General features: G+C 42.5%; 7 protein-coding genes. 1 reads left to right on the top strand and 6 read right to left on the bottom strand.

From position 1 onward, the window contains the following. The first annotated feature begins 63 nt into the window (after window positions 1-63). Window positions 64-996, top strand: coding sequence for a helix-turn-helix domain-containing protein (locus tag NST45_RS09825; protein WP_235219558.1), 933 nt, complete (start codon window positions 64-66; stop codon window positions 994-996). A 129-nt stretch (window positions 997-1,125) separates the two neighbouring features. Here the strand turns inward: NST45_RS09825 and NST45_RS09820 are convergent, their stop codons facing one another. The 6 genes from NST45_RS09820 to NST45_RS09795 form a co-directional block, all read right to left on the bottom strand. Next, window positions 1,126-1,500 carry a DUF1801 domain-containing protein gene (locus tag NST45_RS09820; RefSeq protein WP_036688098.1) on the bottom strand — a complete coding sequence of 125 codons (375 nt, stop codon included), beginning with the start codon at window positions 1,498-1,500 and terminating at the stop codon, window positions 1,126-1,128. A 19-nt stretch (window positions 1,501-1,519) separates the two neighbouring features. Then, a complete protein-coding gene (locus NST45_RS09815; RefSeq protein WP_038571690.1) occupies window positions 1,520-1,894 on the bottom strand; it encodes a DUF4180 domain-containing protein in 375 nt (124 codons plus the stop codon). Then, on the bottom strand, window positions 1,875-2,414 hold the full coding sequence (locus tag NST45_RS09810) for an ankyrin repeat domain-containing protein (protein ID WP_038571694.1): 540 nt from the start codon (window positions 2,412-2,414) through the stop codon (window positions 1,875-1,877). The genes NST45_RS09815 and NST45_RS09810 overlap by 20 nt, the downstream gene beginning before the upstream one ends. A 161-nt stretch (window positions 2,415-2,575) precedes the next feature. Then, the gene (locus NST45_RS09805; RefSeq protein ID WP_339825489.1) at window positions 2,576-6,895 is read right to left on the bottom strand and encodes an Ig-like domain-containing protein; all 4,320 of its coding nucleotides are present in this window, start codon (window positions 6,893-6,895) and stop codon (window positions 2,576-2,578) included. Window positions 6,896-7,103: 208 nt separating this feature from the next. Beyond that, on the bottom strand, window positions 7,104-8,195 hold the full coding sequence (locus NST45_RS09800) for a response regulator (RefSeq protein ID WP_036688106.1): 1,092 nt from the start codon (window positions 8,193-8,195) through the stop codon (window positions 7,104-7,106). 3 nt (window positions 8,196-8,198) lie between these two features. Beyond that, complete coding sequence (locus tag NST45_RS09795) at window positions 8,199-11,309, bottom strand: ATP-binding protein (RefSeq protein WP_339825486.1); 3,111 nt, start codon at window positions 11,307-11,309, stop codon at window positions 8,199-8,201. Between the last annotated feature and the right edge of the window lie 313 nt (window positions 11,310-11,622).

The following is an 11,622-nucleotide window of genomic DNA, read 5'->3' as shown; positions in this document are numbered from 1 at the left end:
TTTACAATACTCACTCTTCATTGTACAATAACCTCAACCCATCCTAAACGAAAAGGAACAAATATGATGAATGATATTTCACAAGAAACGATACGTTATCCCGCGTCACGCATTTTAGATGTAGCTAAAGCACTGTCTGGTGACGTCCGCGTCCGCATTCTTGAAGCCCTTGGCGAAAAGCCTATGAGTGTCAGTCAATTAGCTGAGACGTTAGGTGTAGCTCAGCCAACCATATCTATCAATGTGCAGACATTAGAACAGGTTAATCTTATCTCGTCTACGCAAGGAGCAAATCGCGAAAAAATCTGTGCGGTTACCTGTCGCTCTATTCATCTCGATCTCCCTTCGAAACTAGGGGATGGCCTGCATCAAACCGAGGAAATACATATGCCCATCGGCATGTTCTCCCGCTGCTCCATACAACCGTCCTGTGGGATGGCTGGAAAAGATGGTGGCGTCATTGGCTCCCAGGATGATCCAAGAGCATTCTACATGCCTGAACGAGTCGATGCCTCACTCTTATGGTTCGCGGAAGCGGGTTATGTCGAATACTATTTTGCCAACCCCCTGCCTCCAGGCGTCGAGTTGGATGAAATCCGCATTTCGGCAGAAGTATGCTCAGAAGCCCCTTCGTTCCGAGAGGATTGGGCCAGTGATATCAGCTTATCCATCAATGACCAGTTAGTCGGGACTTGGACTTGCCCCTCCGATTTCGGTAACCGCAAAGGGAAGCTGACCCCTGAACGTTGGAGAAGTGGAACTGAATATGGAGCTCTTACTACATGGAGTGTCTCTAAATCGGGCAGCAGTTGTAATGGTTCTCTCTCATCTTCCACTACAATCAGCTCTTTAAAGCTGGCGTTTAATGAACCTATTCGTGTACGTTTTGAAATTCGGGAGGATGCACTCAATAAAAGAGGATTAAATCTGTTCGGAAGTGGGTTTGGGGACTATGCCCAGGATATTATACTGGCATTCGTACGACGTCCGCAATGAGGATAGAAAGGCAAGAAGTGCCTCGTAAGAGGATCCAAATGTTCACTAGCTTCAAGAAGAAGATCAACAATGGATACACACTTCCAGCCCTAGCCAGACGTACAACTCTATTTCATACCAGTAGACGCCTTATTTTGCTTCAACTTTTTTTAGATTCTCAGAGACTCTGAAGGTTACAATCTTGCTAATTAATTCATAAGGCATAGGCTTATCAATGGGGAATTGAACGGAACCTTTAGCACCTTTATAGCCTGATAATTCATCTTTAAAAGCATTAATTCCACTTGGTGTGGGGTAGAATCCAATATGCTTGGGATAAGCAGCGAAATGCACCAAATTTCCGTGTAATGCAAAAGTAGGCATCTGATAGCTTATTTTTTCCTCTGCTTCCGGTGCCGCCTCTTTTATCACCTTTCTTAACGTATTAAGGATTTCCTGAACCTCAAGCGAAAACCCGGAAATATAGGCATCGATCGATTCATATGTGATTTTACTTTCATCCATGATATATCTCCTCTCAAGATCATCTCCACGATTTGCATAAATGAAGGGCTGCTAAAGCCTCAGCTTCAGTACTTTTGAACAACATCTTATCGCCTTGATTGCATTCGTAAAAAAAATCATTCAGACTTTTGCTGTTATAGCTTGTAAATTCTCCTACGATAGCAACTCTCATCTGATAGTTTGTATATTTTTGAGCAATCTCACCAGCAATTCCAGACTTTAGCTCGAAAAAATCATCCGTAATCTGTTCCTTCCTCAGAAGCATTTTATCGCATCCTTGGTATTTCACATTCATCATTAAGTCTAAGGCATCCCTTACATTATTGATAATGATCTCTTCTCCAGAGATTATAGCTACCGTTGAATCATTCTTATCATCCACTGTGATTTTCATTCAAGACTACTCCTTTTCCGCGGAGAAATTCTGCAACATTATGATTACTCTGCTTAATCGCAACCGACCATGCAGATTCACCACTTTTAATTTTAGCAGAAATGTCGGCGCCATGTTCGATTAACAACTCTATTAGTTCTACATTATCCGTATGAAAAGCAGCAGAATGTAAGGAAGTATAACCATCACTATCAAATATATTGGTCTTGGCCTGATGTTGCAAAAGAACCCGGATCACCTCCATATTTCGCTCACCAGCAATTGCCGCATGTAATGCTGTGTTGGATGGAATATAGCTGATTTGGGAATGTGACATTGCATCAATGTCAGCACCATAGTCTAACAAAACCTGAACAGCTTCCACTTTACCAAAATGCGCGGCATAACCAAGCGGTGTAAGACCCTCGTTATTCTCCATATTCGCAAGGTACGGATGAGCTTCCAGGATTTCTTTCAGCCGTTCTACATGGCCTGATTCTGCTGCCTGAAATACATCATTAATGAGTGGATTTATTTCCATAGATTTCGCCTCTTTTCTAATTATCGTATAAACGATCTAAGTTATTTTTTCTGGATAACTAGCCATTCTCCTGCTTGGCTAACCATAAAAAGAAAAGAGGACTCGTTCAATGTTCTTTGAACGAATCCTCTTTCTTCATCACAATTCTGGAGCTTAGTAGATTAAATTAAATCTGACTTTTCAAGTAGCCGCTTCACGATCTCTGCAACCTCAGCTCTTGTCATATCATCTTTTGGAGCAAGCCCTTTACTGCTTCTTCCCATGATAATGCCTGCCTGCAAAGTGTCAGTAACTCCACTGATCGCCCAGTTAGAAACCTCACTACTATCTGTAAATGGAGCTAACAAAACGTCAGCCGATTGAACAGAAAGCTTAGTCTGTAGCGCTGTAATTTTCATCGCTTTGGCGATAATTAACATCGCTTGTTCGCGGGTAATATGTTCATCAGGGCGGAACATACCATCTTCAAAACCATTGATTAATTGATAAGCAAATGCTGTGTTGATCGCACTGTTATACCAATCCGTGGTCTTTACATCTGAGAATGGTGTTGCAGCTTGTTCCATCTCAAGTCCCAGACCGCGTACAACAATCGCCGCAAACTCTGCACGGGTAATGGCTTGATCCGGAGTAAATTGACCATTACCTGTTCCCTCAATGACTAATCGAGAGCCCATATCGTTCACTGCCTCTTTTGCCCAGTGATTAGCCACATCACTAAATTCAAGCGGATGCCAGATTACGGAGTAAGTACCTCCGCTTAAGCTGTTGATAGTAGCAAAATATTTGCCATCAATTACAACCACTTTAGTAGGTACATGGTGTACCGAACCTTCGGAATCAACATACACTCCAGTTGTAATCTTGTTCGGGTCCATCCCCTCAGGAATGGCTATGGTACGTTTAACATACGTATTGAATTGGGAAAGTTCAATACTCTTATCTCCGTAGATACCTCTGGCCGTAAAATTAACTGGCGCGGAAACTAATGAAAAGGATCCTTTTTGCGCAGCTGCTTCTAAAGCTTTAACTTTATCGGCTGTAGGGGCGCTAATTTCAATCTGTATCTTAATATCTTGCAAAGCTACCGACTTGCCGATTTGCTCGTTCAAAGCGTCAATATTAATTTGCTGAGCAGGCAGTGTAAATGTCGCATTTCCTGTTTTGATCTCAAGAATTGCCTGATTACCCTGCATATTTTTAACCATTTGTCCGTTTAGTTCGCCAACTATAACATCAGATTTACTATTTGCAGCGATAGAAACTACCGTACCTTTACCTTCAGTGGCGAGCTTGTCCTCTAGCTTCTTCTGATCTAACACAATGGTGGTTAACGTTTGCTCATTCCGTTTACCATTCGTTGCGGTTCCCACTGTTTCCGCTTTACCATTGATTAGGATGGAAGCATCATTTACCACAGGTGCCGGAGTTGCTGATGGGGTTGGTTGCCACGGAACAACAACATCACCACCAGATGAAGTGCTAGGAACAACTGCATTGGACTCAGCAGAGGATTCGCTGATGCCAGCTTTATTGATTGCCTGTATCGTGAAGGTATAGCTTGTTCCATTCGTCAAACCACTGATTGTCAGCGGACTTCCAGTTCCCATAACCGTCAAACCTCCCGGATTAGCAGTTACAATATATCCTATGATTTCGCTGCCTCCATCGTTCACCGGCGGTATAAAGGTGATGATTGCTTGACCATTCTCTGCAGTTGCAGTTACAGATGTTGGAATTCCTGGTGCTGTAACTGGCTTAACAGGAGCCTTCACAGTGACGGTTGTAGAAGCCGTATAACTTCCATCTTTCGTCGTTACCGTAATGATGGCTGTTCCCTCACCAATCGGAGTTACTACTCCATAAACAACCTTAGCTACTGTCTCATCGCTGGAGCTCCAGATCACACCTTTATTTGTCGCATTAGCAGGTGCTACTGTAACTTGTAGATTACCGTCGCCTTCACCCACCGTTAAGTTAAGTTCTGTCTGGTCTAAAGTCACCCCAGTTACGATAACGCTAGGTGGCTTAGGAGCGGCTACATTTACTGTGGTTGAAGCCTTAAAACTTCCATCTTTGGTCGTTACCGTAATAACAGCTGTACCCTCACCAACCGGAGTTACCACTCCGTTTATAACGGTCGCGACTGTCTCATCGCTGGAGCTCCAGATCACGTCTTTATCCGTTGCATTGGCAGGCTCTATTGTTGCTTTTAGGATTCCATCAGCTTCTCCAGCTGTTAATTCCAGTGTCTCCTGATCTAGCTTCACTCCAGTTACGTCCACAATGGGAGGGATTGGGGCACTCACACTAACTGTGGTTGAAGCCGTAAAACTTCCATCTTTGGTCGTTACCGTAATAACTGCTGTACCCTCACCAACCGGAGTTACTACTCCGTTCACAACGGTCGCGACTGTCTCATCGCTAGAGCTCCAGATCACGTCTTTATCCGTTGCATTGGCAGGCTCTATTGTTGCTTTTAGGAGTCCATCAGCTTCTCCAGCTGTTAATTCCAGTGTCTCCTGATCTAGCTTCACTCCAGTTACGTCCACAACCGACGGGATTGGAGCACTTACATTTACTGTGGTTGAAGCCTTAAAACTTCCATCTTTCGTCGTTACCGTAATAACAGCTGTACCCTCACCAACCGGAGTTACCACTCCGTTTACAACGGTCGCAACTGTCTCATCGCTGGAGCTCCAGATCACGTCTTTATCCGTTGCATTGGCAGGCTCTATTGTTGCTTTTAGGAGTCCATCAGCTTCTCCAGCTGTTAATTCCAGTGTCTCCTGATCTAGCTTCACACCAGTTACGTTCACAACCGGCGGGATTGGAGAACTTACATTTACTACAGACGAAGCAGTAAAACTTCCATCAGTAGTCGTTACCGTGATGATCGCTGTTCCAACGCCAACTGGAGTTACCACTCCGTTTACAACGGTTGCAACAGTTTCATCACTAGTGCTCCAATTTACTGTTTTGTTCGTGGCATCAGCAGGTGTTATTACGGCACTAAGTGTGTCCCCTGCTTCTCCTTGTGTTAAACTCAGTGATGGTTTATCCAAAGACACTCCGGTTACGATTACATCCCCCGTATTGTTTACCGTCACATTAAAAGTGTAGGTGTTGTTTAATGTTCCATCACTTACTTTGACTGAAATCACACTGGTGCCAAAAGCATTCGCTGCGGGTGTTATTTCTAAAGTTCGTTGCTCACCACTTCCACTTATTTTCAGTCCATTATTCGGAATTAAGAGCGTATTCGAGGAAGTAGCTGATACTTGTAGGTCATCTCCATCCACATCGAGGACCTTAAAGGATCGTGAGACCGACTTGTTTTTATCGGTTGTAGTATTCCCCATAAAACCTGTGTCCTGCTTCCAGGTTGCCCCAGTAATTGTACCGTTCTTAAGGGGAAGACCAGAAGTATTAATAGCGACATTCCCATCATTGCTATTCGCTAATTTATAGTTTAAAGCCAGATTAGGCTCCGAGCCTGTCAAGTCGACATTCATTTCTCGAACAATATCACTTTGGGTCTTGGCTTTACTCCAGAACCTCACGTCTCTCATTCCACCGTTATAATCTCCGTCCTGTCTCCACGTGCTTTTTCCAAGCCAGTTATTCGGACGTGCAACGTTGCCTACAGTACTTAAATCCATAGCCCCTTCTGCCTTAAGTACACCATCCCAATAAATCCGTCCCTTTTTCTGACTGTGATCATAAACAATCGCGACATGAACCCATTTAGAAATCGGGAAATCCTCAGTGACATTAATATCTCCCTTATTAGTGTAGGCAGTGAAATTCATCCGTTTGCCGTTAAAACCCACAAAAATATTGTGGTTCTGCTCTGCGATCGATGATTCAAAAAATCTCATCCAGGTCTGAAAAGCATCTACCTTCAAAAATCCTTCAACTGTAAAAGAATTCCCATAAATCCGTTGATCCGGGAAGGTCACATAATCCCCGTTGCCGTCAAAACTAAGATAGTCCCCACCATTTAGTTCTGTCAGATAAGGTGCATCGTTCACTGGATTTACAGTAATTACGGCTATACCCGGATCTGAGCTGAACGCGGCAGATACTGTGGTATTCGCATTTTTTTGATAATTTTGATAACCTGATGCTGTTGTATCCCATAGCTTAAAGCTAATGGAAGCAGTTCCGTTCCAGTCTTTAGCCGGGACAAAACGGATTTTCTCCGATTTCAGCAGCAGAAAAGCATTACTGTTCGACACCGGCTCGATATTATACCAAATTCTTCCCACCGTGTTGTAATACTGCCAGGCCCCTTTGGTATTATCTAAAGCTACTACAGCAATCCCTGTTGACGCTGGATCCGATACTTTTCCTGTCAAAAAGCTGGCTACCTCAACCCCTGCGTTGGAATAGTCATCTTCATTGATGGACGTTATTATAGCTGGGCTATTCTCGATCCAACCGAAACTAGCTTTTGCACTTATGATTGGAGTTTGCATAGGACCCACCCCCTGCACCACAAGTCCAGTACATAAAGAAATACTAATGCCTATTTTCATAAATGATGGCTTCAAACTCTATTTCCCCCTCTAGCATAAATCATGTCATTAATTCGACAATAATCGAGAGTATTATACAAAATTAAGATAAACAAAAAATAAACAAAAAAAGAACCCTCGATAACCATCCATTCGAAGGTTCCTTCCATTACAATAACTTCTGTTTCATTAACGCTTTGAGTTTAGGATCAGGTGTTGTTCCGAGCTCTTGCTGCAACATCTCTTCCAATTGGCCAAATTTCCGCTGTGCTTCATTCATTCGCCCTAATTCAATTAATAAGTTGATGATTTCATGATAGATGTCCTCTCGCAAGGAATCTAATTTTAATATTTCTCCAAAATAATGTAGTGCTTGATGCTGCTGATTCTGCTCTAAATGAAATCTTGCAGCCAGCTCCAGCAATCCTATATATTCATGCTCGAGTCTCCGGGTCCTGCTACTAGCCCATTCATAGGCTTTTCCTTTGAGTAATGCTCCTGAGTATAAAACTTCTGCTTGAATCATCCATTCAACATGTCTTTCAGAGGTTTGCCTGATTTGCTTTAACAATCGCTCAAATTCATACAGATCACAATAAATGCTGCTCTCTACTACATGAATTTCGTTCCTGCTTGCTTTTATATAATTGGCGCCGATTGCTTTTCGAATATAATACAGCGTCGAGTTCAGATTCTTCCATGCTTTTTCAGGCTCCAATCCGCTCCACAACGTGTCGATAATTTCCTCCCGGCTAACCGTTCCTTTACTAACCAGAAAAGCAAATAATTCTTCTGTTTTTGGACTTCTCAGCTTGATTAGCTCTCTGTTCTGCGTTCTGCGATACACTTTTAAACCATTAAACAAAAAAACTTCTAACGTAGGCTCAGCCGTTGTATTTCGATTCATTTTTTTGAGTTTCTCTAACGTCTTAGACAACCGCTCCGCAGTTACAGGCTTCAAAAGATAATCCACTGCACTTAGGTCAAAAGCCTGCAGCGCATACTCATCAAATCCGGTTACAAAAACCACATCTATCGATTCATCCAATTCATGCAAAAGGCTAGAAAGCTTCATCCCATTCGTCTCAGGCATAGAAATATCCAAAAAAGCTACATCTATCGGATTGGCCTTCGCAAAAGCATAGGCTTCCGCTGGATCCAAAAACGTCTCATAGACTTCAATCTCTCCGCTCTGCGATAAGATCCGCTTCAGGCGTTTTACCGATAACTCCTCATCATCTACAATAATCGCTCGCAGCATGCCTTAACCTCCCATCCGCTTAAGCTGCTGTATTGGAATTTCAAAAGATACCGTTGTGCCTAATCCTTCAGCACTTTGAATATGAATATTTTTTCCATATAATAGCTTGATGCGCTGACTGATATTCCACAGCCCCACCCCTCTTTTATCTACATCTGACTTCATTACTTCTTTCAATTTATGCTCACTCATTCCAGATCCATTATCCTCCACAATAAAGCTAATCACCGAATTCTCTAATTCTTTTACAGATATATTTACCGTGCCACCCCGCAAATTGGACATTAGGCCATGCCTTATTGCATTTTCGACCAAAGGCTGTAGAATCAGCGGAGGAATCCGGTAATCCGTATTAACTCTCACATCATATTCCACATTTAATCTGGCACCGAAGCGTGCTTTTTCAATATTGATATAAGCCTCTACCAGCTCAATCTCATTCTCCAGACTCGTTAGTGAATCCAGTTGTTTGAAATCAAAGCTGCTTCGCGAATACTGTGACAGCTGCAGTGTCAACTCTTCGGCCTTCTCAGGTTCTTCCACACATAGTTCAGCAATTGAATTCAGAGCATTGTATAAGAAATGAGGTTTGATCTGGGATCGTAAAAAAGCTATTTCGGCGTCTTTGGCAGTCTTCACGGAAGCTCTCAATCGGGTCAGACTTTTAACACGTGCCATTAGCTCTTCAGCTTCAAAAGGTTTTCCCACATAGTCATTTGCACCGTTATCCATGGACATCTTCATATCGCTCACCCTGTTCTTGGCCGTCAACATTAACACAGGCAGCTCAAAAGGAGTAAATCTCTCTCTAATCTTTTGCAGAACCTCGTAACCCGAAATGTCCGGCATGGTAATATCCAGTACCACCAGAAAAAAATCTGTGTTTTTCGCTAGCTCCTCAAGTGCCATCTGCCCGCGATTAACAACCACAATAGAATATTTCTCTAGCTTAAACAGATTGATCATAGATTGCAGATTGGCAAAATCATCGTCCACTACTAAAATGGGCTCATCGATCTCGCCTTTGATATAAAGGGGATAACCACCATGGGAGAAACTTAATTCTTTATAAGAATGTACCGCCTTAAGGGTAGGTCTCGTGATTGGCTTAACCGCTTTATCCCACCGTGGAAGTGTAAAAATAAACACCGAACCTTTTCCCACTGTAGATTCCACAGCTATGTTCCCGCCATGCAGTTCTACTAGCTTCTTAGTAATACTTAATCCGAGTCCTGTTCCACCATGACTATGAATCTCCGCCTCATCCACCTGCTCAAAAGCTTTGAAAATACGCTCCTGCATTTCCGGTGAGATTCCCAAACCTGTGTCTGCCACACGTACTTCCACCCACTCCTGAATAACTCTGGCACTAATCTCTATTTCACCCTGTTCCGTAAATTTAATCGCATTATCAACCAAGTTGTGGAAAATTTGAATCAGGCGATTGCCATCTGCATTCACCATAGGGAAATTCGAAGCGACTCTGTTAACGAGCAGGATCGACTTTTCTCCGAGCAGAAAAGAATGAATGCCAATGACGGAATCAACAACGGCTTTCAAATCCAGTTTGCTTTTGTATAATGTGATGTCTCCGTACTTCATTTTGGAATAATCGAGTAGTTCATTTACCATATGTGTTAATCTTCTGCCGCTCCCGATTACGATCGCTAGATTCTGCGCTTGTTTTTCATTAACTGGACCCTCAACCCCATCCAGCAGCGTAGCTGTAATGTTCACTATGGCATTTAGAGGTGTTTTTAGTTCATGTGAGGTGTTGGAAAGGAATTCATCTTTAATTTTATCCAGCCCAATCAACTGGTTTTTCATCTCGTCTATGGTATGGTAGGCTTCAAAAAAACGTAGAACAATCAGCACGATCATGATGATATTAAAAGCCACAATGTAAAACTGTCCGAGCCAAAGGTTCTCTTTTATAGATAGAGCAAACAGAATAATATCTATGGAATATAGATTAATAGCTAGAATCGCCATAAACATCAGCAGCAATTTGATTCTATTTACTTCTGCGCTTCTGATATACAGGGTGGCCACTCTACATAACATCCAAATTAACATCAGCTCATATAAAATAATCACATACGGATAAATGACCGTGTAAGAACGAATCGGCAGGATGGCGACCAGAATTATAAAGCTGCCTAAAACAATCGTTATGGCTTGAGTAAATTTTAAAGATATTATGCTTTTGTGCATTTGGTAAAAAAATATTGCGAGCACAATAAAGCAGGAGATGGAGCTTATATCCTTTACTTTGTAGAGCATTATGAACGAAAGTTTAGGGAAAAAGAGTAAGAGTGAACGCTCACCGATCAACCCATGATATATCGCAAACAGCAAACAAATAGTCGCAAACACAAGTAAAGAGTAATCCTGCTTACGGTATAAGGACGCTGCCCCAAAGCAGATAAAAAAGATAAGGGCAAGTGTGCCTAAAATAGCAACGGTGCTAAATTCACGGGCCGTACTCTTCTGCTGAACCTCCATCATTGCTGCTTCCTCACCAAAGGATAAAGAAACCGGAATGCCCCCATTTACATAATCGAAGTTGGAGACTTGAATTATGATTTCTACATCTCCCTTATCAGACGAAAAAAGCCCAATCTGCGGGATATTTCCTGACCGATAATCAGCTTCATTAGCAGCAGGATTACCATCCTCAATAACTGACTGTCCATTAACAAAAATCCTGCTTGAAAAGCGGATATTTGTTTTTTTCAAGGCGAATACCCCACTTACGGGCAGGTTTTTTAGAACCATCCGATAGGTGGCAGAACCGAAGGCGGGTAAAGGGCTTCCATTAACGATGTTGCCGTTCCACCGGGAGGGCACCTCCATCCAAGCTGAAGAAGCAGGTATATCTGCGCTACCCGCCCTAAAATGCTCAGGAGTTAATAAGTGATTCCAATAAAACTCCCATTCACCGTCTAACTTGATAATCTTATCCTGTTCGTAATCCCAAGCTGCGAGATCCATGACTCCATGCTGCACTTGCAGGTGACTCCCTTGTTTATCGTGACCCATAAGAATGGATAGAGGAATCGCAGATAATAAAATTAAACCAATCAGATAGATAAGTAATGTCCTTTTGAGCATCGTATCGGCCCCTTTTATGGAAGAGTAAAGCTGCAGCAATCACCAGGGCCATCCTGCAACACGTGTTGAAGAGTAAAAAGTTTAGATGAACATAGATAATTCTATAAAATTTTCTAATTTCCTTCACAATTCGACAAAGTAATGGGCCTTTATTAGGATTTTTTTCTGAAAAAGCGGGACTTGTATGAAAAGATGGTCTGATATGACCATGATGAGTAGGATGACGGTGTGAGGATGATGACGATATGAGCATGATGAGTAGGACGACGAAATGAGCACGATGAGTAGGACGACGGTATGAGCTTGATGAGTT

It is taken from the genome of Paenibacillus sp. FSL R7-0163, from assembly GCF_037969975.1.
GTDB classification, from domain to species: Bacteria; Bacillota; Bacilli; order Paenibacillales; family Paenibacillaceae; genus Paenibacillus_AQ; species Paenibacillus_AQ odorifer.
This window is presented reverse-complemented; position numbering and strand designations above follow the sequence as displayed.